At 42.0% G+C, this 23925-nt stretch carries 21 protein-coding genes; 17 read left to right on the forward strand and 4 right to left on the reverse strand.

What is annotated here, in order from left to right; genetic code table 11:
• Window positions 1–19 precede the first annotated feature (19 nt).
• Window positions 20–589, forward strand: a complete 570-nt coding sequence (locus CLV51_RS28465; RefSeq protein WP_106531518.1) for a hypothetical protein — start codon at window positions 20–22, stop codon at window positions 587–589.
• Between the two features lie 87 nt (window positions 590–676).
• On the opposite strand, the gene CLV51_RS29990 is transcribed toward CLV51_RS28465, so the two are convergent.
• Complete coding sequence (locus CLV51_RS29990) at window positions 677–982, reverse strand: IS66 family transposase (protein WP_425430502.1); 306 nt, start codon at window positions 980–982, stop codon at window positions 677–679.
• A gap of 368 nt (window positions 983–1350) precedes the next feature.
• Between CLV51_RS29990 and CLV51_RS28475 the strand changes: the two genes are divergently transcribed.
• The gene (locus CLV51_RS28475; RefSeq protein WP_106531520.1) at window positions 1351–4536 is read left to right on the forward strand and encodes a reprolysin-like metallopeptidase; all 3186 of its coding nucleotides are present in this window, start codon (window positions 1351–1353) and stop codon (window positions 4534–4536) included.
• 320 nt (window positions 4537–4856) lie between these two features.
• A complete protein-coding gene (locus tag CLV51_RS28480) occupies window positions 4857–5786 on the forward strand; it encodes a pentapeptide repeat-containing protein (RefSeq protein WP_106531521.1) in 930 nt (309 codons plus the stop codon).
• A gap of 160 nt (window positions 5787–5946) precedes the next feature.
• Here CLV51_RS28480 and CLV51_RS29995 read toward each other — a convergent pair whose 3' ends face one another.
• Both CLV51_RS29995 and CLV51_RS28490 read right to left on the reverse strand, forming a co-directional pair.
• Window positions 5947–6297: an Arm DNA-binding domain-containing protein gene (locus tag CLV51_RS29995; protein ID WP_106531522.1), complete on the reverse strand. Its 351-nt coding sequence runs from the start codon at window positions 6295–6297 to the stop codon at window positions 5947–5949.
• Window positions 6298–6819: 522 nt separating this feature from the next.
• Window positions 6820–7821, reverse strand: a complete 1002-nt coding sequence (locus CLV51_RS28490) for a hypothetical protein (protein WP_106531523.1) — start codon at window positions 7819–7821, stop codon at window positions 6820–6822.
• A 212-nt stretch (window positions 7822–8033) separates the two neighbouring features.
• On the opposite strand from CLV51_RS28490, the gene CLV51_RS28495 reads away from it, so the two are divergent.
• The 3 genes from CLV51_RS28495 to CLV51_RS28510 all read left to right on the forward strand — a co-directional run bounded on the left by CLV51_RS28495 (window position 8034) and on the right by CLV51_RS28510 (window position 10038).
• The gene (locus tag CLV51_RS28495) at window positions 8034–8408 is read left to right on the forward strand and encodes a hypothetical protein (protein ID WP_106531524.1); all 375 of its coding nucleotides are present in this window, start codon (window positions 8034–8036) and stop codon (window positions 8406–8408) included.
• A gap of 620 nt (window positions 8409–9028) precedes the next feature.
• Window positions 9029–9778: a hypothetical protein gene (locus tag CLV51_RS28505; RefSeq protein ID WP_211302153.1), complete on the forward strand. Its 750-nt coding sequence runs from the start codon at window positions 9029–9031 to the stop codon at window positions 9776–9778.
• 50 nt (window positions 9779–9828) lie between these two features.
• Window positions 9829–10038, forward strand: coding sequence for a hypothetical protein (locus tag CLV51_RS28510; protein WP_106531527.1), 210 nt, complete (start codon window positions 9829–9831; stop codon window positions 10036–10038).
• A gap of 86 nt (window positions 10039–10124) precedes the next feature.
• Here CLV51_RS28510 and CLV51_RS28515 read toward each other — a convergent pair whose 3' ends face one another.
• Complete coding sequence (locus CLV51_RS28515; RefSeq protein WP_106531528.1) at window positions 10125–10460, reverse strand: helix-turn-helix domain-containing protein; 336 nt, start codon at window positions 10458–10460, stop codon at window positions 10125–10127.
• 225 nt (window positions 10461–10685) lie between these two features.
• Between CLV51_RS28515 and CLV51_RS28520 the strand changes: the two genes are divergently transcribed.
• The 11 genes from CLV51_RS28520 to CLV51_RS28565 all read left to right on the forward strand — a co-directional run.
• Entirely contained in the window at window positions 10686–10952 is a 267-nt protein-coding gene (locus CLV51_RS28520; protein WP_106531529.1) for a SymE family type I addiction module toxin, read from the forward strand.
• Between the two features lie 110 nt (window positions 10953–11062).
• Complete coding sequence (locus tag CLV51_RS28525; RefSeq protein ID WP_106531530.1) at window positions 11063–11425, forward strand: hypothetical protein; 363 nt, start codon at window positions 11063–11065, stop codon at window positions 11423–11425.
• 52 nt (window positions 11426–11477) lie between these two features.
• Window positions 11478–11948: a PIN domain-containing protein gene (locus CLV51_RS28530; RefSeq protein WP_106531531.1), complete on the forward strand. Its 471-nt coding sequence runs from the start codon at window positions 11478–11480 to the stop codon at window positions 11946–11948.
• Window positions 11935–12093, forward strand: coding sequence for a hypothetical protein (locus tag CLV51_RS29295; protein WP_158267187.1), 159 nt, complete (start codon window positions 11935–11937; stop codon window positions 12091–12093). Before CLV51_RS28530 ends, CLV51_RS29295 begins: the two co-directional genes overlap by 14 nt.
• 1281 nt (window positions 12094–13374) lie before the next feature.
• Window positions 13375–15402 (forward strand): hypothetical protein, encoded by a 2028-nt coding sequence (locus tag CLV51_RS28535; RefSeq protein ID WP_106531532.1) that lies wholly within the window; start codon window positions 13375–13377, stop codon window positions 15400–15402.
• Window positions 15366–17069 carry a hypothetical protein gene (locus CLV51_RS28540; RefSeq protein WP_106531533.1) on the forward strand — a complete coding sequence of 568 codons (1704 nt, stop codon included), beginning with the start codon at window positions 15366–15368 and terminating at the stop codon, window positions 17067–17069. The genes CLV51_RS28535 and CLV51_RS28540 overlap by 37 nt, the downstream gene beginning before the upstream one ends.
• A 340-nt stretch (window positions 17070–17409) precedes the next feature.
• Window positions 17410–19236, forward strand: coding sequence for a DUF4365 domain-containing protein (locus CLV51_RS28545; protein ID WP_106531534.1), 1827 nt, complete (start codon window positions 17410–17412; stop codon window positions 19234–19236).
• Between the two features lie 124 nt (window positions 19237–19360).
• The gene (locus tag CLV51_RS28550) at window positions 19361–20179 is read left to right on the forward strand and encodes a hypothetical protein (RefSeq protein WP_106531535.1); all 819 of its coding nucleotides are present in this window, start codon (window positions 19361–19363) and stop codon (window positions 20177–20179) included.
• A 641-nt stretch (window positions 20180–20820) separates the two neighbouring features.
• Window positions 20821–22239, forward strand: a complete 1419-nt coding sequence (locus tag CLV51_RS28555; protein ID WP_106531536.1) for a hypothetical protein — start codon at window positions 20821–20823, stop codon at window positions 22237–22239.
• A gap of 29 nt (window positions 22240–22268) precedes the next feature.
• Window positions 22269–23375 (forward strand): hypothetical protein, encoded by a 1107-nt coding sequence (locus CLV51_RS28560; RefSeq protein WP_146151403.1) that lies wholly within the window; start codon window positions 22269–22271, stop codon window positions 23373–23375.
• 59 nt (window positions 23376–23434) lie between these two features.
• Window positions 23435–23925 (forward strand): hypothetical protein (locus CLV51_RS28565; protein WP_211302154.1); only part of this gene is annotated, 491 nt, incomplete at its 3' end.

Raw genomic sequence — 23925 nt, forward strand, 5'->3', positions numbered from 1 at the left:
AAATTTAGAAACTACTTTTATGAGAAAGATTTACCTTTTTGCAGCGATTACTTTTTTAGTAGCCTGCACCTCCAGCACCGACAAATCAAAAACGGAAGCTGTGAAGATATCCGATTCCGATTCGGCAAAACAAGAAAGCCTGACATATCCTTACACGCCTGGCTATTCTTCTGATTTTGAGATCGGCGATGCAAAAAAAGCACAAATACTTCTCGAATTGTACCAAAACTGGGACAACAACACACTTGACAATTCAAAGAGTTCTTTCGCAGACATTGACACAATGTATTTTTCCGATGGTACTATGTTTGCCGGCAGCAGGGACAGTCTTTTTGTTGTTGCTAAAAAGATGAGAGGGCAGATGGGCAGTGTCGTTGATTCTATTCATGCCTGGGCACCTCTCAGAAGCAAGGATAGAAAAGAAGATTGGGTATTGATATGGACCCGGGAGCATTCAACAGATTCCAAAGGAAAAAAGACAGCCAAGGAACTGCAGGAAACATGGCGGTTTGATAAAAATGGGAAAATTAATTTGATGTATCAATACGCGCAACTCCCTCCAAAAATGCCATCACCGCCAAAAAAATAATATTTGTTTTTTTATAGGATTTTTTCAACCCTGGCGCCGGGATGGCGATTGCATTTGCGAGCATCTAATTTAGAAAGGAGGGAGTAATTATTTTTTTATTGTGATCCAGTCATGAGGAATGAGTTCGTGGATTTTATTAACAGGACGATCTACAATAGCGGACAGGATACTTTGTAACCATTTGTAGGAGTTAATTTGATGCATTTTGCAGGTGCCGAGCGGACTATACAGCATAGCAGATCGCTTTGCAGCTTTGTGAGATCCGGCGAACAGGTAATTTTTTCGGCCCAGTGCAACCGACCTGACGGAGTTTTCTATTTTATTGTTATCGGGATAAAGCCTCCCATTATGTACATAGGCGCTCAACCTGTCCCAGCGCTTGATTTGCTTGATTTTCCATTTTGTTTGATTTTGAAGTTTTTGTTTTTGTTAACAATACAAAGATGCAGTCAAAACATGGCGAAGGTTATTAACGGAATTCCCGATTAGTTGTGATTATTCCCCTTTTTTGACATTCCGGGCTGCGTTTTCCGCCCCGGTACAATCCCCCTGTGTAACCACCTTCGTTGTTATTTATTTTGGCTACAAGTAGTAAGCAAAAAGCCATCTATACCTAACAAACAGATTTTTTCCTTTCCACACTATAAGTCAAATATTTTATAGCCCATGGTGTATGGGTATTGTCAGTACAAGTACAATCGCAGGGAGTCAAACTACATTTATAGAAATAACCATTTTTCACCATTTAACCTAAACTACAAATGAGAAAAGTTTTACTCTTCGCAACAGCATTGTTGTGCAGCACTGTATTGTTTGCCCAGGATTACTGGAGACCACACACAGATGGCGCCAGGATTACTACCGACAAAGCCATAGCCCGGCTTGCATTTCCGACTGACTTCAAATTATTTGACCTGAATTTAGCTCCTTTGCGGAATGAAGTATTCAGAATTGTCGGTAATGCGTCAGCACATTCAACAATTATCTCTCTGCCCAATGCAGACGGACAAATTGAACAGTTCGAAATTATAGAAGCCTCCAATTTCGAGCCTGCATTGCAGGCTCGGTTTCCGGAAATAAGGGCATTCTCAGGAAAAGGCATTACGGATAAACATGCCACCGTAAAGCTGAGCATTTCTCCCCAGGGGATACAGGCAATGGTCTTCCGTACGGAAAAGGACAATGAATTTATTGAACCTTATTCTGCTGACCACACTGTTTACACTGTATTCAAAAAACAACGGAAGACTTTACCATGGAAGTGCTCTACGCCGGAGCAAAAATTGGCAACTAATATAGGTAACCAGTTACCTAACAATACTGCAAGGTCAACCGGCGATGCAAAAACAATGCGGCTGGCTCAATCAGTTACTGCCGAATACTCTAATTATTTTGGGGCCACAAGCGCTTCACAGGTTGCATTGGTGCTGGCGGCTGTTAATGCTACGCTTACCCGTTGCAACGGTGTTTATGAAAAAGACCTGGCTATCCATCTTAACCTGATCGCGGCAACTACCAATGTGTTCTATTATAATCCTTCAACAGATCCATATTCCGACGCCAGCACGGGCGCTGGTGGAGCGTGGAACGGCGAGTTACAGAGTACACTGACGAGTGTGATTGGTGAAGCAAATTATGATATTGGCCACCTGTTTGGCGCATCTGGCGGTGGCGGTAACGCCGGTTGTATAGGTTGCATTTGTGTTGACAATCAAAAAGGAAGTGGCTTTACTTCTCCTGCTGATGCTATTCCACAGGGAGATAACTTCGATATCGATTATGTAGTGCATGAAGTAGGGCATCAGTTCGGGGCTAACCATACTTTCTCCATGAGCAATGAAGGCACAGGCGTTAATGTGGAACCCGGTTCAGGTATAACTATTATGGGTTATGCCGGTATTACCGCCCAGAACATTGCTCCACATTCTATTGATATTTATCATGCCGCTTCCATTGCACAAATACAGTCTAATCTTTCAGGCAAGACTTGCCCCATAACTATCGGTATAAATAACGCAACACCTGTTGTCAATGCCGGTGGTAATTTTACTATTCCTATCAGCACCCCGTTTGCACTTACTGGTTCAGCTACTGATGCCACTGCCGGTAATGTGCTGACTTATTGCTGGGAACAAAATGATAATGCTTCCTCATCACAAACAGGAACCAGTAGTGTGGCCAGCCCTACCAAAGCATCCGGCCCCAACTGGATATCATTTTCCCCCACCACATCACCAACAAGATATTTTCCCAAAATGGCGACCATTCTTGCAGGCGGTTTAGTGTCCGGTCCATTGCCAGGTGGCAGTGCGGGAGCCAATACAGAAGCATTGAGTTCCGTTTCAAGAACTTTGGGCTTCCGATTAACTGTAAGGGATAATGCTCCTTATAGTTCTACAGCACCTGTAACTATCGGGCAGACCAATTTTGCGGATATGACCGTAACCGTCAGCAATTCATCAGGGCCTTTTGCCGTGACTGCTCCTAATACCGCTGTATCATGGGCCGGCAATTCATCACAAACTATAACATGGAGCGTAGCGAATACAACAGCGGCACCTGTTAGTTGTGCCAATGTAAAAATATCCCTCTCTACAGACGGAGGCACTACATTCAGCCCATTACTGGCCAGCACACCTAATGACGGCAGTGAGGTGGTGACTATTCCTAATACACCCACTACAACAGCAAGAATAAAAGTAGAAGCTGTAGGAAATATTTTCTTTGATATTTCCAATACCAACTTCACTATTACATCCGGTTCATCCTGTGCTTCTCCGACCGGGTTAACTGCTTCCGCTATTGCTACTACATCGGCTACTGTAGGATGGACGGCAGTAAGCGGCGCTGTATCATATAATGTGGATTATAAACCTACCGTATCTTCCACATGGATCAATGCTGCAACAGGAACAACAGCTACTTCTTTGGGCCTAACTGGTCTTACACCAGGAACTACTTATGATTACAGGCTAAGAACTAATTGCGCCAGCGACAGCAGTTCTTATTCAGCTGCACAATTTACTACCACACCATTAGTCACTTGTGGTGCACCCACTGGATTAACCAGTTCAGCTGTAACAGCTACCGGGGCTACTGTTAGCTGGACAGCCGTAAGCGGTGCCTTGAGTTATGATGTAGATTATAAACTTAATTCATCCACTACATGGATCAATGCCGCATCCGGAACCACTTCCACATCTGTTAGTTTAAGCGGATTAACATCGGCCACATTATATGATTGGAGAGTAAGAACAAATTGTTCAGGTGGTAGCGGTACATATGCTGCTGCACAATTCACTACCTTAACGGCAACAGGTTGTGCAAGTCCATTGGATGTTTCCACCAATGGAACAATTGCCGGTGCCGCAACCATTCCATTTAATACCGATGTTACTGGTCTCATCAGCCCAAGTGGTGATATTGACAATTATAAATTTGTGATCACTACCAGAGGTACTATTACTATAACATTGGGCACGTTGCCTGCCGATTATGACCTGAAACTGCTGAACAGCGCAGGTACACAGATCGCTATTTCACAGGCAGGTGGCACCACCAGTGAAAGCATTAGCAGAACTGTTAGTCCGGGTACTTATTATGCACAGGTATATGGTTACAATGGGGCCAACAGTGCTACCTCCTGTTATACATTACGGGTACAATTAGGTACTGCCAGCCGCGGAAATGATCTTATTACCAGCAAAGTGCAAAAAGTAGATGTATACCCGAACCCTGCCAATAATGTAGTGAACATTAACCTTACAGGTCTCACAGGAAAATCAGAAGTAAGTATGTTTGATGTGAATGGCCACCTGGTATTGCGTCGTGAAGTGAGCGCGGTTAACATGCAGCTTGATATTTCTGCATTATCTCCAGGTGTTTATATAATGAGGATTAAGAATGGAGTAAAGGAAGTGAATATAACGAAGATCATTAAACAATAAAGACAAATACAGAACCCGATACAGAAAAGCCAGTGCCTCTCCAGGTACTGGCTTCTTTTATTAAGATAAATTAATAAGATAACGTTATAAAACTCAATCGCCCCGAAACCTGGCTGAAATAGCCTGATTTATCATCCATACCATCTTTTGATGCGAAAAATGGTAAACCGCTGATCAATCCTGTCATATACTACAGGTTGTTAAATTTAAATAGTAACAGTAAGTAGTGCAATTACAACTAATAGGTTCCACTTTTTTGTTGGTTCTGGGAATGAAGCAGAATATCTTTGCAGTATCGAAAAAATAAAAAGATATTATATATGGATACCAAGATAATCGGTGGCAAAATTGCCAAGGCACGAAAGGCGATAGGTATGTCTCAGGCGCGGCTTGCTCAACATCTATTTATTAGCCCCCAGGCAGTTGGGAAATGGGAACGTGGAGAATCAATGCCAGATATCACTACTTTTAACCGTCTTGCGGAGATGCTGGGTGTTGACCTTAATTATTTTTCAGAAAGCGCACAAGCTGCGTCCAATGAAATGTCACCTGTTGAATCTTTCGTTAAGCAACCGGCAAAGGAGGTCGACAATCTCTCACGTTCCCTGGAGCGGCAAGTGCGGATAGACCTCACTGCGATCGATCTGCAAAAGAGTGACTTCGCAGGCGTTATTTTACACAAAGGAAAATTCAAAGTGAGCTCGTTGCGCGGAGCCAACTTTGCAGGCGCTGACTTAACCGGTAGTTCATTTGAAGTCCTTGATGCGCGGGAAGCCAATTTTGACGGCGCCAATCTGACAGACTGTGACTTTTCCGTCACTGACCTTACGGATGCAAGCTTCCGTAAATCCATCCTTGTACGCACCACCCTGAACATGTCGGGACAAGGTGCGAAGTTCATAGATGTAACCCTGATCGATGTCAATCTAACCAAGACCGACCTCAGAAAAACAATCTTTGAGAACTGTATTTTTAACGGCGTTGATTTCAATTATTGTGATCTGCAAGGGATCTGTTTTGACGGGCAGACCTTCATCGGTGTCAAGTTCGACAAGTCTGCACTGAAAGACGTATCGTTTAGAGGAGCGACACTCAGGAACGTATCATTCACGCTGCCTTTTTCCCTGACAAATAAATCATACATCGCTATCAAAACCACCTGCTTTGACGGCGCAACGATGGATAAGCTAACCTATGCTGCGCTTAAAGGCCTACGCGTCATCGATCTATCAAAAGTTACAGTTATATAAAAAAGGAGTAAATGCCAAACTGTAAGTACCCCATTTAGGTGACAGTGGTTATTTGGACTTTTTCCATTTTCTGGAGTTGAATTGTTCATTCACATGGTGCGAGGTGATTCAAAGATTCATGTGGAATTGGCGAAATTTTAACCGAAGATAAAAGTATCCTTCAACAACTATTTGAAAAAGTGTATGGTAAATGGATCACTTCGCATAATGTCCGCGAGTGTTCCGTAATTCCTGAAAAGGAATTTTTCACGGATTGCGCTGTTATCCGTTTACCAGATGCAACTAAATGGCTGTAATGTCTGTGTAGATTGGCTTTCAGGGTCACCAACCGCCGGTTAATTGCTTGCGTTTCTTCGGGATTTCCTTTTACGGATTGAGTAGCCGTGTTCCATGATTCGGGGGCTACATATTGATACGTGGAAAGTTCTACACGTTTGTCGCCAACGCTAAGGCGAAGGTAAACAGCGGGTTTGTTGTTTTTAGAGCGGCTTTTGTTAAGCCAGAAAAGAATAGAAAAACCGACATGTCCTGTCCAACACTTGTTTTAAGTTAACCAAAATTGTTTCAACTTCACTTATCCTGACATCACTTAACATTGATCAAACGCAATACAGTATAACATTCAAGACCGGTGACGGTTAGCACAATTTAATAATTATCCTGCTAACCTCAACGCTCACTTTTCTATCCTTATCTATCTTTTCACAACTTTACCACTAAAAACAAAAAAACCTTGTAGAATCAGCTTCTACAAGGTTTTAATTACGTCAGAGTATTTACTTTTACTCCTGATGGTGATCCCGGTCGGACAATTCTCGAACCATTTCCTCAAAAATTTAAAGTTATTGGCTGACCTAATACTATTAAAATAGTTTACTTCAAAGAACCTTGCTTTACGAAACTGGGGTTATAAAAACAAAAACAATGATGATACCAGTGCAAAAGATATCTTAAAAGCCACATAAACCTTACGATCTATGTGGCTCTAATACCGCAATTCCCTGCTACCCAAATCAACATAAATTTACAAACCTCACCATAAAGGATACCCCTCATTCGTCCAGGCATTCGTGATAAGATCACCCTGTACATGGTGATAAATAGAACCATTTATCGTAAAACTCCAGTAACTATTATCTGATAAACGTCTCGTGCCGGAAAACCTTGCCAGTGTTAGCACATAATCACTATTGACAATAGTGCTCACATTACTTAAATTAAAACTAGGCCCTACTAGATAAGAGCCTTGCAGCGGAAGTTCGGGGTCAACTATCAACGCGCTGCCATTCACATTCACGGTAATCTCTCTGTAATCTCCGGCAGGCAGCCAACCAAGTAAGGGCAATTTTTCAAGCTTTATCCGGAGGTAAGCATAAGCCGTCCAGGTGATAGGGTTGCCCAGATAATAACCATCAAAGAAAGAAACTATTTCATGCACATATTTCCTGCGAGCATTAATACTTCCTGAACCATTTATTCCAAATTCCCGCTGTTGCCTCGCATCAAGGTTATTCATACCGATGTTGATCGTTTCCGTCTGTACCTTACTTTTAATCTTTACCAGGTCGGTAGCAAGAGATTTGTTAATAGCAGAAGGCTGCTGTTTGATAGCATTCAGTTCCGCTTCCTGAGCAGCCGGAATAAAATACTTCCTTCCATGATGATACCAGATGATTTCATCGCCAATTTTTACTTCTCCCTTTGAATTCAAAGCATACAGAAAACCTGGAGGAAAGTTGAAATTGAGCAGGTCTGTTATCGTTTCGGACGTCCCCGTTGCGCTACTGGAATAATCCCGCCGAAAGGCTGATAGAAGTGATTGAAACCCTTCCCGGTCATCTGATAAAGAAGACGTTGCCGCTTTATCAATGTAATTATAATACGCAGTATGTGAACTGAAAACAAGCCGTCCATTTTCAATCAACGGCATTTGTTGAGCCACTAAGCCGGGTCCTTCCGATTGTTTGCGGCAGGAAGTAAATACCAGAAAAATACAGATAATAAAGGCAGTAACTAAAATAAGGGATGATCTCATAATGTAGGATTTAAAAATCAATAGATAGCTGATATCTGGGGGGATACCAGAAGTGAATGGATAGTTCAAACTATAATTACTTGCTAATAAACAATGTTGGCTGATTCGTGCATGGGATAACAGTTTTGAGGGTTAAAAAATTAAAGGCACATCAGATTAAATATACAATTATTAATTAAGAAATAAGCATTAACGATATTCCACTTTACACCATGGACTTGGGATATTTAGACAAAGAAATAAGTTCATCCGACTACCGCGAGATTAAAAATCGCTATGAACCGGAAATACAAAAGCTATTAAGCAAAAAACAGGAGTTACTGAAAGTTAGCGACAACTTGATGCAGTATGTCATGGATGCAACACAAGTATTGCGAGATCTGCCACAGTTCTACAAAAACGCTACTTTATCTGTACAGCAACAAATCATTGGTTCGATCTATCTTGAAAAAATAACTTTTGAAGAAAATGGTTATCGAACCAATAAGATCAATGAAGTGGTTGAATTGATATGTAGGCCGGACGGGCATTTGCTTGAAATGAAACAGGACAGGTTGCTAGAATTAGCAACCTGTCCTACTTGGTGATCCCCTTGGGACTATATCAAAGGCTTATAAACCGCCGCTTACATGGTATTAAAAAGGTACTGTATCCTTTTTTGTATCCTTTTGGATTAGCTTATTTTAATTGGATTTGTAAGAACTTAAACTCCTTACAAAGATACGAAAACCCTTGCTAAATCAGCATAAATAAGGCTAAAATATATTCCTACAATATAACAGTAACCTATATACGTTTAATACAGGTTGGGAACCGGGAGTATCAATACATGAGAAACTGAGTGACTAGCCCCTCCTCTATTCCTGTAAATTGGCAAAACTCTACTACAGTCACCAGATCACCCCTCTTTTTACCGTTGGCCTCGCGGATCTGCTGCAGCATCTTCCTGGCGGTCCGCTCACTCCTACCGGTAATATTCCTAATGTCTTTTGCGTAAATCACTATGCGATTAGGTATTAATATGTGCGAATTCGGCATAATCGGAATGGAAATTTTGTTGAGCTAAAATGCCGGCTTAGTTTGGTGTGGTTAAATGCAAATTTACTGCATCCTGCGCAGATGTGAGCCTAACGGGCTTGGCTATGTGAAAGCCCCTATCGTTCCTTAAAATTGTTTTCAAATGGCAAAACAAAATGGAATCGTCCCTTTGAAAGGGACCATCGGTAACATTACCTTTTATAAGTCTAAGGCCGGCCATCTGGCCCGTGGGAAAGGTGGTGTGGATGGAAGTCGTATTGCTAATGATGCCGCCTTTGTCCGTACACGGGAGAATGGAGCGGAATTTGGCAGGGCCGGTAAAGCCGGTAAGTTACTGAGAACTGCCTTCAGGGCTATGCTGTTAAATGCCAGTGATAGTTATCTGACGTCCCGGCTAACCCGTGATATGTTGAAGGTAATTCAAGCCGATGCCAAGAGTGTTCGCGGTCAACGCAATGTTATTGATGGTGAGGCTGAGCTCCTGAGTGGGTTTGAGTTCAACATCAATGCGCGGCTGGCCGGTACCCTGTTTGCACCGTATACCGCGGCCATTGACAGAGCGACCGGCATTCTCAAAGTTGATATTCCAGCCTTCATACCTGTTAACATGGTAGCGGCGCCAGGTGGTGCCACCCATTTTAAAATTCTGGCTGCCGGTGCGGAGATCGATTTCGAGGCCGAAACTTTTGTCAACGGCAATGCTGCAAGCGCTGAACTGGCCATCGATGCCACCCCAACGGCTGTGATGAATCTATCCGTGAATGTGACAGCCAACAGCACAAAACCGCTGTTTCTTGCTCTCGGCGTAGAATTCTATCAGCAGGTTAACGGAGCGCTGTACAGCCTTAAAAACGGGGCTTTCAATGCCCTGGCGTTGGTGAGTATTTCCGGTATACCGGCGGCACCTGGTGGAGTATAATAAATAAATTGGTCGTCATGGCCAGATCTTTTAACTTCTAAAAAGCGTGTATGAAACTTATACAACGTCTCTCTGCATCAACACCCCCTTTTTTTAGTAAGGTGCGCAATATAGGCTTGATCCTGACCGCGATAAGTGGCGCTCTGATGGGGATTCCGGCAATTCCGGCGATCATTATCAAAGTAGCCGGTTACTTGGCTGTTGCCGGTACAGTGATGAGCGGTGTGAGTCAGGCAGCAGTTGAAAAAGAAGGCGGTTAGTCCGCCGTTAAATAGTCTCCGGCCAAAGGTGTGGTTACCTTACGGATTGTTTGGTGTAAAGGCTCTCGCTAAATGCGGGAGCTTTTTTATCCAATCAGGGATTGCAACTTTGCCTTTGTACTAAAGGCTTCAATAACTGCAACTACATGCGCTTTATCTTCCGGCAGCAGGTTATCAAACTGTTTTAATTGCACAGGAATTTCGTTTAGATCATCGATATCTTTAGGTATCCCATTAATAAGATGATCCAGAGAAACATTAAGCGCTTTGGCCATCTTGGATGCAACATCTATTGATGGCGTTATAGTATCCCGCTCATATTTACTCACAATATCTCCGCTTGTACCTATAAGATCTCCAAGTTCTGTTTGCTTTAATTTTCTTTGCTTACGCAAAATGGTTACACGTTCTCCAAAAGTCATAGCGTTCTATTGATTTATCAAAATAGAATTTTAGTTCACTTTAAATCTATGAATAAGAAATAACATAACAATTAAATTAAACATTACTTTAATGTAAATAGAAGTATAATGCTAATTATATGCCTATTAATTTGACAATTAAAAGACATATAATTCTAATATTCGACCAATAAAACTTGTTTTACACTAGAATTATAACTATATTTATGGAACAATAACGCTAATATGAAAAACGAAAACAAAACAAGGCATCTAACAGTAAACTACATTCATCAGGAACGTACCTACGATTCAAAACTCGTTTCCTGTATTTCTTTGGCTGGTGTTTGGCTGGAGAATGCCGGCTTTATAGTTGGCGACAAAGTGACTGTGCAGGTGGAAAATAACCGCATAGTAATAAGCAATCTAAAACAAGAAAAGCCGGTAATACAACCGGAAGCACGAAAAGGAAAAGCAGCAATGCGCGAAATAGCACATCGATACAGTGAGTAATTAAGTCCCCCTCTTTTATTGTTAACCCTGACAACCGGACGCCTGCGGGCGGACCGTATCTGTGATCTTTCCGCCCGCGGGGATCGGGTTGTTAACCAAACCATGTTTTAATGAAAAAATTCCGCACCAACGAACAAAAGATGTTCGCTGAAAACCTTGCAAAATTATTTCCTCCGGCGCCTTTATCAGATAATGAACTGCATGATACCTATACGAGGCTATGCAATTTTCCATTATACATTAAAGAGCATCTGCGCCGGGAACTGGGCTGGACGGAGTCCCTATTTTCACAACTGGTACTGCCTAACCTCGGCGGCAGGAATATGAGCCCAACTGATGAAGAAATGCAAAAGGCTCGTATAATTATCAAGGCGCAGCTCTCCTACCTGCTGCAGTACCTTGATATTTCACCGGGCCTTGTATCTACGCTGAAAGACAACGGCAGCACTGAAATACAGGTATGTAGCCACTAAGCAGCTCCTGCTTAGTTTTTAACCTCTTCTTTTCATTTCTTAATTATTATTCATGTTGAATGTTTATACTGACACCTCCGTAATTGGGGGATGTTTTGACCATGAATTTAAAGATCATAGCCAGGCACTTTGGGAAGAATTTAAGAACGGAACAAAAAAATTGATCTTATCAGACCTTGTTAGAATGGAACTGGACGGTGCAAGGAAAGAAGTAAAAGCAAAACTAACTGAGGTACCGCTTATTTATAAAGTAAACATTAAAACCACAGTAAAAGCATCCAAATTAGCTGAAATATATATTGCAGAAGGAGCATTAAGCAACAAGTCCTACAATGATGCGCTACATATCGCATTAGCTACCTTACACAGTGCAGATATACTAGCAAGTTGGAATTTTAAACATATTGTAAACCTTGATAAAATTAAATTGTATAATTCCATAAATTTGCAAATGGGTTACCGGTTAATTGAAATCAGAACGCCCAGAGAAATTTTAAAACCAAACGACCATGAAAAAAAGTAAAAAGTACGATGCTGTGGCCGAGGTGCGGAAGATTCGCGAAGAATTAAGCCTGAAGTATTGGGGCCATACCGATTTATTATTAAAGGACCTGAAGGCTATCAGAAAGAAATACAAAGCAGAGGAAAAAGCCCTAGAAAAACACTAATTTCATTTATAGCATTACCATACATGCCTAGTATAACCCCAGGTAATGCGATACTCACTAAATTTTCAGGAGAGCAAACAAATATCGGCCGTAATCGATGATTCGCCCGGGTGCTGGGTTATGCACTGTCGCTGACTGTGGTACAAATGTCGGGTCATGTTCTGAAGTTACAAATATCATCTATCACGGCCGGTATTTGCTTTTAGCCAGGTGTCAGCGGCTACGCTGTTGCGTACACGTATTATTATTACTCAGTCAGAATGAAAAAATCAATTTGATCATACAAACGCGCTAACGTCCGTGAGAATAGATGATGGGTTACTGACGCCGGGCCTATGTTCTTCCGCCGGTCAAAGTGATACCGTTGAGCCTATGTTCTAAAGTTGATCCCATCATCTGTTCTCACGGACGCCGCGCGATAGTACAATGTCGATCAGGGTACAAATGCTGGTGTTCGCGCGCTTGGTTCTCCCGTCGGTCGCTTAATCAGGGTTCTGTCGATCAGTGCTATAATCTCCCGCTTAATCGGAGGTCTACCGCCCCCACCGCCCTTCCACCCCCGGCCGCTGCGGCGGTAGCCAGAGCGCAGGCCCCGGAGCGCAGCGGAGGGGCCAAGCGAGGGCGAGCCGCAGCAGGCCGCGCCTTCGACCTTTGTCTAGCCGGGAGCGCCAGCGGACGGCAAATCAAAAATGGAAGGCCGGGGGTGGCGGGCGGGGGGCGGACAAAATGGGTAGCGGAGGGATGGCGGGCATAAAGGCGACCAATACTAAAAACAGCCCTTAGCCAGACCGGGAGCTACCCGAACGGAGGCTGAAGGAGCGCAAAAAGGGTGACAGGACGGAGCGCAGCCCCTGAAGCGCAGCGGAAGGGGCAAGCGAGGGCCTGGCGCCCTTTTTGCCGACTGAGGCCGCAGTGAGACCTTTGAATCCGCTTAGTTCCACGCTTCGATCAGCTAATCTCAAACCGCTTCGGTACGGGTATTTCTGCTGATAGTAGTACTACGGCTGAAGAGTGCGACGCAAGGATGTTTAATAGGATTCCAGATGCCGGGCCAATCACTATCACTACGGGAAAATAACGGTTAGTATATCTGATGATCCATTATATGAAACCGCCAAAATATTGTAATTTGACTCGTCAGAGAGCCCTACTACCCTCTCCGTGAATGATTTTGTATGATAACTAAATTGCAAGTAAATTACATGCTGTAATAATCATTGATGATTCTTGCGCTTCGGTAATCATAAGGTCCGGAGCATTTGTTTAATCCTTTTACCTCTCATGAGCGATAATTTTCTAGAATCCAATTTTGGAGGGGATATAGCCGTTAATCGGGAAATCCAAACGTTCATACAAACATTGGCTACCAGCAAAGCATTACGGTTTGGTCTAGCTGGCTATACCGGCAAGTTCCCAGAGATGGCAGCATCGGGAATGATTACCAAAGCACAGTACTTTTCACAAGGTTTGGAGGGAACATATACAAATGATCCCCGGATCATGTATGGTTTTTATAAATATTTCAGTTCTGTATTCGGCTATACGCTGGCTGCTGACGGAGCGGCTATTCAGAAATTCGCCCATCAAGTCGGCGATTACTTCCATGCTCAGGCACCACAAGGTGTATCGGAGCTGGTCAACGCATTAACTCGTTTCCTAATCGATAACGCCAGACTGGGATACAGGTTAGATCTAACTACTTATGCGCTCACACTGCAACATTCCACTGAACAAGAGCGTTTTTTCGAATTCTTCAATGTCTACTTCGACGTAACCCTCTCGGCTAACGACAATTTCGAGTCGGTCTGGGAAGTATGCAGACATTTTGCCTTGCAAATAGGAGTACCAAAAGGATACGACATGGTTTGGCGCAACCTCACCCAGTTCATTCATTCATGGGTAGACAGTCATAAAGCACGGCTTCCTGATATTCGCGCAATTGCAGAACAGGAACAAACCGAATCCGCATTGAAAGTGCTGTATCTGGAATTACTATTAAAAATTTGCCAGGAAGGAACACTATCAATAGAAGAAATTATAGACTGGCTTGATCAGGAGCACACTCAGGAAAGAGCACTACATCTGTTAAGCGCACAGCCCGTTGTGGAACCTCAATTACGGCAACGGCTATTGGATAAGCTGATCGGCTTACAGGTGGCTACAGAACAGAAAACACAACGACTACGGTTGTATTTGAAAATGCTGGAGGACTCGGCAGCGGCCCCCCCTACTTTTAAAACGCAATTAATAAAGGAAATCAGAGCCCACTTCTATGATCTGGAAATAATGGATTTGTCGGTGTCATTGCGACTTTTGGGCGGCTGTACAGCCGAACCGGAAGCCCGTTATGGCATCCTCGAGGAAGTTCTACAGGGGGAACAATTCAAACCGGAGTACTTGGCAAACAGCATGGATATTTTCTTTATCTTCAATAAGGAGGTCAAGCTGTTCTTCCGTTTTATAAGGGCCGCCTGTTTACAAATGTTATCCGCCCAAAACGTGCAGAAAGCCATGGAAGGCCCCATCCACATGTACCAGAGTGAAATGCTGCAGGATTTTGAACGGGAGACGATACTGTTGTGCATAGACAGCGAAGGGCATTGCCGGTGGTTGGGCCAGGATTTACTGTTCAGCGAATTCGCCCTGGAAAAGCCAGCATCGCTGACCTATGATATCGCGCAACTTGATATCCTCCAGCAGTACAAACTGGTGATAAGTCTGTTAAACCAGTTTCGCCCTATCAATCATACAGTTCCAATTGTGCTCCGGTTATTGGACAGCCCCTCGGAAATCATCCGGGAACTGATCACCTGTAAGCTCGAGGAGCTAATTCCGGCTTACCGGTACGAGGTGATCGAACAAGTAAAAAACGCCCTTGCCGATACCCATCCGCAGAAGGCCTCCTTACTGGCAAGGTTAGAAGAGGTCTGGGCCGAGCTGACCGATATACTTGAAAAAAAAAGGGCGATCAAGGAATTGGACCCGCTACTGGCCGAAACCGCGCAAATCAGGACGTACAACCGCGCCAAAACTGGCGTCAGCCGCCAGATTGCCAAAAAAGCAAGGAAAGAACACCGAGGAATTTCTAGCATGGTTAAACATACCCAAGTGGCAAGGGGCGCCGGTACGGTGATGCCGGACGGCACGGTTTCTCCGATGATTAGTCACAGCGTGTCTTATAGCTTACCCCGAACCATATTTATCACCCCAGAGCGCAACGACTACGAAATGCGGCTTTTGTTTTCCACTAACTGGGATAAAGATTTTGAAGAATGGCAACAAACAATATTATCGTCAGGGAGTATTTAGAAAGCCTGGCCGAAAAAGATGAACTCGATTATATCTTTCCCCTTCTTCTCAGTCTGAAGGGTTTTAAAATAATCCGCACGGCCAAAGAGGCACTGGGACAATCACAGTACGGCAAGGATATCATTGCCGTGGGGATCGATGAAGACGGAGTAAAAAAGCGGTTTTATTTCGAACTAAAAGGACATGCCGACAAGGACATCGACATTGCCTCAATCAGCAAGTCAGATGGCATTAGTGAGTCGTTGCACGAGATGAAGTTTGCCATCTACGAGGACAGCGGAATTCCCGGCTTCAATCATTTACCTGTGAAGGCTGTTCTGGTCCATAATGGTATTGTCAAACCCAATGCAATGCCAGTGCTGGAGGGTATCATTAAAAACCTGTTTAAAGAGGGTGATTTTGAACGGTGGGGAATCTACGAACTTACCGTGCAATTCAGTGAACATCTGTTCAATGAATACCTGCTGACCGACAGCGAGAACATCAAACTATTCAAAAGGACGCTGGTATTGCTCAATGCCCCTGATTATGATCTGCGAGACTTCTCTACTTTGCTGGACAGGTTGCTGAATAACAAGGCTGATATCAAAACTAGGGCTTTCGCCAAACTATTTGCCACTCTGAATCTGTTAGGGTATATTCTTTACCATTATAGCAACGAAGAACAGAACTTGGAGCCAGCCAGGCAGGGCATGAGCATCCTTATCGTGAAAACATGGGCGTGGATACTGCAGCAGAGACTGGAGAAGAAAAAGCCGGTAAAAAGAGCCTTTGAGAAATTACTGGGCACACAGTACAGGGTGCTGGATGAATATTTAAAAACGACTCTACCGGTGGCGGTGCTCAAAGATGGCATCTTTTCGGAGAAAGGCGGCCCATATGAAAATGTGGGATATTCCATGCGTGCCATGGAATACCTGGGCAACATGGTTTATTTCTTCTATTTGCGCCATCACTGGCCAGCCAGTAAGGGTAAGGGCCGTTCCACCGTTAAAAAGCGTTTGGAAAAGGCGCAGAAGGAAGTCCTCTTTAAGGTTATCAACGCCAATGCGGGCTGCCAGCGACCGCTGTTGGACAGGCATTCCCGTCACATCCTGATGACCGTGCTGTTTGTGCTGCAATGCGAAGAGGTAACCGAAGCCGATAAGATCATGTTGCATAATTATCTGGCCGAGATTATCAACAACATCATCCTGTTAAAGTCAATGCGCGACTTGTTGCCGGAATTTACGGACAAGCTGGAAGCGCTGATTGAATTTATGGCCACCAACCAAAGACCTGATGAATATATTGATAGTTCATCGATGCTGATCCTGATCTTGTTTGAATTACTAGCGGTCTTTGACAACGAGGAATTTTACCAGAGTGCCCGCTCTGGATTGGGCAGTCTGGCTGACCTACAAACGGCCTATCCTTATGCACCAGACCAGGATATGGAGTTGCTCTTCTTCTCGGGTAATACCCATGATCAAATGGCGGTGGAAAGCAGCATCAAACTACCAGAGAAGCTGGCCGACTTCAAGACATTCATTAAGGCGAGGCCCTCCTTTCAGGTAACATTCCGCACGGATGTAGAAGGTTACCCGTTTTTAAAATGGCTGCCAGTGCTCTATTACCACAATGATATTTTCCCCCAGTATTGGCGCCAATATATTCAATTATCATGACGTTCATCCCCGTAGAGTATCGGTCCTTGTTTCTAGAAAGCCGAAATTCGCGTCCAACTACAGTTGAATACGACACAAGAATGCCCAATAGAATTTACTGGGCTGGACCCCAAATACCTCTAACAACGACAACACAATACCACCGCCAAAAAATATACATATCCACTACGGTCTATAGAACAAAAATAAAAAAACATGTACTCAAGGGCCTTCGAAATACCATTTAACAAACCAGTTATTTGTTTATGTTAGAGATTCCGGCACCCCTATATAGATAAAATTGGAATTATTCAATATTTTCTGGAACATTGTTGGTGATCAGCATTAAGACCTACCAAATATGCAGGACAATAAGGGAAAAAAAAGTAAACTTGGCAAACCCGCCGCATATCCGAAGACAGCGGTCGCTGAAATGTCCTCAATTGCTAAGCTCAAGGACATGTTGGATAAAGTCCAGGTGAAGGCAGACATAAAAGAACTAGACAAGATTCCAGGCAGTGATGGATACTTGGATATCAATGGCTTGGATCAAGTCCCAATAGGCAAATTCGAGGTACAGATAAAAACACTGAGCCTTAACACACCTCCTAGACACCAATGCGAACTTCCGCTACTAGCACACAGCCGCGATGCGATTCTACCATTTTTGCTGATTGCAGTCGATGTACCAAATGATGCTGCCTATTGGATTCATCTTAGCAAATCTGTACTCAAAGAAATTGAGGACAAACTGGAAGATCAAAAAAGCGTTGTAGTACCTTTTCCCTCCAGCAATAAAATAAGCTACGGAGACAATTCCTACATTGAATCATGGATCTCTATCCTCGAAGAATACAAGCAGTATGCTGATTTCCCGGAGGAAAGAAAGCTACGATTAGAATTTGAAGCCGAAGTAAAAATGTGGCGAGATAGGATGAGACCTGCAATTAAATTCACCCCGGCTCAAATCACTTCTATCAATCATTTCATCGACTCAGTAAACAATATATTAACTAACGAATTTCCATATGCCAAGGCTGCATACCTGTACAACTATTACAAAATTGGAATAGCCGTGTCTTCCTATACGGACAAACAGGTAAACTATCTACTTTATCCAATTAGGTCATCGGATAACGAATCGACCATAAAAGAACTTGATGATGATGAGTCCAAATTTTTTAGTGATGAAACATTTATTAACAACAATGCGCTGGAGATCTCAGGATGCAATGTTGAAACGTTTGCCAGCACAGACTATAGTTATTACCGTGTAAGAAATTGGATACAGAAATCGGTGAAAAAATATACGCCCCGTGTAGAAAATTATGCTTTCGCGCGTGAATATGTTGATCGATTCATTTCAGCGTTCCACCAGGTATTTGATTTTGATGAAGAAAAAGAAATGATTTCATTGAAGCAAATTTGCCATACGACCGAAAACATTATACCGCTAATTGCAGAACAATATCATAGTGAAAGGATTTGCATTGACTTCCTGCTCACAGAAAACCCGGCGCGTTTGCAAAAACAGATAAAAGAAGCGGAAGAAAAATTTAAAGCTGGCCATACACCGGTAAATTCACTACCAATATATTCGCGTGAGTTCAACTTCGAATTATTCAAGCACTATTTATCCTTTTTGCGTGCTACCACTTCGAATGGAGAATTTATACGATACTATAAACCATACTCTCACAGTCAGTATGAATCACAGTTTTGGAGGAACTGGAAAAAAGATGAACTAGGCTATAATCTAAAAATATTCTGGAAAAATTTCCTGAAAATATATGAGCAGTCCATCTCTAAAGATTTTCCGGCAAAAGATGGTATCACCTCATTTATGAAGACATATGAAACATGTGTTGTTATTTTGCACTTCAGGGAAAATACAAATGTCAAGCCTTCCTTACTGATCTATAAGCTTAATGGCATTTGTGATCCCAAACAAAGGATTCACTTTTATGTGGATAACGACGAAAAGTGTCCGATACTAGGGAGAAAGAATTTCTTTTCAAAAGAACCAATTGTAGTAAACAGCAATACCTATATACCAACTTTTATCCAGGTCATGGATCTAGAATTTATATACGAAACGGTGCCGACTGCGGCCTTTATTAGGACCTTTCTTGAACGCCGATTAAAGGATTTTTTTAACAATAAAGCACCTAATTTTAAAACATTTTAATATATTAGTTTAGCACATGCATCTGGAAAATTCTGAACAAGACGTATTTTAGAAATAAAATCATTGAGTCGCTTAAATTCGTCATATATTTTCAGATACATTTAACGTGATACTTAAATTTATTATGAGACGTTATATAGAAATAGATTCCTTCAATCCATATGAGAAGTACTTTCCAAATAGGAAATTAGTTGATAAAGATACTCTCACATTAATTAAACTTTTAAGAGAAGATGGTCATGACGTAATTATTAAGCCTCGCAATGATATTCCAGTCCAGTATTTATTTAAAAAGGGCATATTAGAATTTTTCACTAATCCATTTTATGCATACCTATCGAGTATCCCAACGGGGATTGTTCTTAATTTAATTAGTGACTATTTGAAAAAAAAATTAGAAAGAAAACCTGAGGTAACAAAGAAAGAGATCTACAATAATATCATTATAATTGATAACTCTAAAAATATTTTTTCAAATCTGGATGGTAAAAATTTCACAAAAGGAGAACAAATCGACTTGAAAAAAAAGAAGGAAAAAATTCAGGCAAATTTTGGCCAATGCTTAGACCTTAGAAGCCCATACCCTAATTTGCCAACACCTATTTTTTATGAACATAAGCCTAGAATTGTAGGATGGTCATCAATAATAGTTGATGATATGGGAATTAAGATAAAGGATAGTCAAATAATTGATAAAAATATTTTTCGGAAAATAGAAACAGGTAAAATTAAAGGCGGCAGCATGACTGGAATTGCAGAGAAATCTGTTTGTTCAATTTGCGGTTCTGATTATGTAAATTGCAATCATATTGCCGGTGAAAAATACAATAATAATGATTGTATAAACCATATTGAAAAAGCAACCGGTGTAGAATTTAGTCTAGTTAAAAATCCCATAAATCCGGAATGTTTAGTGAGTATCGTTAAAAATGGCAATAAGTGAAATAGTCACGACTTAATCTGACAGTTGCTAATATTTTTGTTTCACTCCTCTTCGTCCGCAAGCCTACACTGGCTATAAATCTTCAATACCCAATTGATAGCTTCAATCTCTTATAGCCGGGATATATTGCTCATTTAATATATTTTATTTATTAAATATGGGCGTATTTATACGCATCTATTCTCGTATTTATACGCATTTACAGTTAGTTAACAACAGGAAAGGAAATTGTAATTATTTTAGCTTCAGGTTTTGTCGAAAGAGACCTAATGAAATTCCGATTTAGTAATTAGCATTTTCTTTTTATTATAATACTTGATCATAGTAGCAATCATTAATGTAAGCAGTAGCTGCAAGTAAATATTATATTGATATTTGTGTTATCCTTTTAAAATTATTCCATGAATTATTCCCTGATCAATTATCAACCCTTTTTTAGTATTTCGACCATATAATTAGTTTTTTACCAGATATATCACTGAGTCCCCAATTGCGGATTCGATTAGACTACCCCAAGAATAGAATAACTAATCATAGTACTCAGAAAACAGGCACATAGCAGGGAGATAACTCAGCATTACAAAATAATAGCCATCGATCGGTTTTCATTTTCCTTATAACCTCGAAGATATTACATCCGTATGAAGCTTTTTTACCTTGTCGTATCCCTGCATCTCCTACTGATAGCCACCGTCCATGCACAAGATAGCACTGCTGCCTTGATTAGAAAAATCCCGGATAAATATCTCTCCCAGGTTAAAAAGAAATCAGATAAGTTAGAGAAACAGGTCACCAAAAGAACGGATAAAGCACTGCTTCGTTTTATAAAAGAAGAAAGGCGGCTGAGAAATAAACTTGCCCATATTGATTCTCTCAAAGCGCAGCACCTGTTCGTTAATTCCATTGAGGCTTTAGGTAACATGAAGTCCCGCATGCAAGGCAAGCTGGGCAAGCTATCTCGTCCTTTACAGGCAGGTGGCCCCTATCTGGATAGCCTTCAAAATTCACTTGCTTTCTTAAAACAATCCAAGGATTTATTGAATCAGTCAAAAGGAGTTACCGATAAATTAAATGGTTCGCTCCGGTCAGTGGAGCAGTTGAAAGATAAGCTACAGCAAGCGGAAGAGATTAAAGCATATATACGGGAACGTAAACAATTATTGAATGAGCAATTAAAACAATATACTGGTTTCTCCAAAGATCAGCAGAAAATGAACAAGGAAGCTTATTACTATGCTCAGCAACTGAAAGAATATAAAGAAGTATTTAAAGACAAAAATAAAACGGAGCAGAAAGCAATGGAGCTGATGCAGAAAGTTCCTGCTTTTAATGATTTTATGCAACAACATTCTCAACTGGCCAGCTTATTTAATATACAGGGTGCTGCAGCTTCCGCTCAAAGCCTGGAAGGATTACAAACACGTAGCCAGGTAGAACAACTTATACAGCAACGCATTGGTACCGGTCCTAATGCTGGTGCAGCAGTGAGTCAGCAAATGTCGGAAGCCCGCAATAAGATGGATGAGTTGAAAAGTAAATTCCCGGATCTCGACAACGCTGCGGATATGCCCAACTTTAAATCTAATGACATGAAGACAAAACATTTTCTGCAAAGACTGGAGTTTGGGAGCAACATCCAGTTCCAGCGCAGCAATAAATTTTTTCCTACCACCGGAGACCTGGCGGGACAGGTAGCTTATAAGTTCCCCAAAAATGGGAGTACTGGGTTGGGGCTCTCCTACAAGCTGGGCATGGGCACCGACTTTGATAATATTCACTTCTCTAATCAGGGTTTAGGTATACGCTCTTTTATAGACTGGAAGCTGAAGGGCACCTTTTTTCTTAATGGCGGTTATGAACAAAACTATCAGCCCAATTATATAGCGCTACCGGATGGGGTTGGGCAACAGTGGACACAGAGCGGGTTGATAGGGATCAGTAAAAAGTATAAAATCAATAGTAAGATGAAAGGCAGTATAATTTTGCTGTTTGATTTTTTATACAATCAGCATGTACCGAGGACAGATCCTATAAAGCTAAGGACGGGCTATACTTTTTGATAATAAAAAATTAAAACCTATAAATAGTTATGAATAGAAAAATCTTACAATTAATCCCTGTTTTCTTCTGCATGTTTACCCATTCCACCATAGCACAGAATATGGTGTTTGATACTTTGACAGCAAGGGTGGGTGCCAATAAAAATATTACATGGACCACTTCCACCTTTGGAAGTGGCTTTGGTCATAAGATTTATTCATACGACCCGGGGGGAAGGACCGATCTGCGGATTGCTGCAAGGAATAATTCTGCTACCTGGACGGATGTGATGAACATCACTTCTTTGGGTAATGTAGGTATTGGAAATGTGAACCCTCAATGTCTTTTCCATGTAACTGCTTTCAACAACACTACCAGCCTGGCTGCTTTATTATGGGGACAGTATTATGGTACTGCCATTTCAGTACAGGCAACCGGTGCCAGCAACTATGCGCTGATGGTTAACTCCAATCAGAATAGTGACGGTACAGCAGCAAGTGGAGGTATCAAAAATCTTTTATTTGTCAGAGCTGATGGCAATGTGGGAATAGGAACGACTTCTCCTTCGGCAGGACTGCATGTGACCCAGGTGAGCATCTTGCCAAACGGAGACAGGGCCGCAGCAATATTAGGCAATGCCTATAATGACTGGACCTATTTTGGTGGAAATGCCGGCGGGAAGATCAGAGGCAGCAATGAGGGATACCTGGTACTGGAAACCAATCCGGGTTCGAATAATGCGATGTTCATGAACTCCGTTTCTTCCGGGAATATTCTAATGGTAAACGGTGGCGGAAATGTAGGCATAGGAACAAACACCACCAACGGATATAAGTTAGCAGTGAATGGTGTTATAGGAGCACGCCGGGTTAAAGTAGAACAGATTACCTGGGCTGATTTCGTATTTCAACCAGATTATGAATTGCCTTCTTTACAATACGTAGAAAACTTTATTCAGGAGAATAAACATTTATCCGGCATCCCAACCGAAATGCAAATAAAAGAAGACGGTTTAGATGTGGGAGAAATGAATAAACAATTGTTGCAAAAAGTAGAAGAGTTAACGCTGTACATTATAGAATTGAATAAGAAAGTAGCAGCACAGGAAAAGAAGATCAATTCAATAGAAAAAATGAAAAATGAAAATGTACAGTAGCTGGTTTACAAATTAAATCATTTGTAAAATTAGCGATATAACCTATTAAAACAGATCGTATGCGGGTGAAATTTCTTGCAACAACCATGGTACTTATGATAGTCACCACTTTTTGTTTTGCTCAATATCAACAAAACTTACCCAAAGCAAGGCCCATACCACCTAATGCGGCGTCTATGTTTAAAGTACTGGAACGACCCATAGGTACTTTTACAGGTACCATCCCGATTAGTTTTCCTCTTTGTAGCATTTCCAGTGGCCCCCTATCTGCCAATGTCACGCTTAACTACAACAGCACGGGTGGAATAAAGGTAGAAGAGCTGTCCAGCTGCGTGGGATTGGGCTTTAGCCTGGCAGACGGCGCTGGCCGCATCACGCAGATGGTGAGAGGAAAACCGGATGATATGAGCGTGGGAATGCTGAATAACCCTTATGCCAAACCATCTACATTCAGTACATCGAATACAAATCATCTCTATGCTTTAAGTCATGACTTCCTGGACCTGGAGCCTGATACCTACCTCTATAATTTTAACGGGCGAAGCGGCAA

Origin of the sequence: Chitinophaga niastensis (assembly GCF_003014755.1) — a bacterium.
Taxonomy (GTDB): Bacteria; Bacteroidota; Bacteroidia; order Chitinophagales; family Chitinophagaceae; genus Chitinophaga; species Chitinophaga niastensis.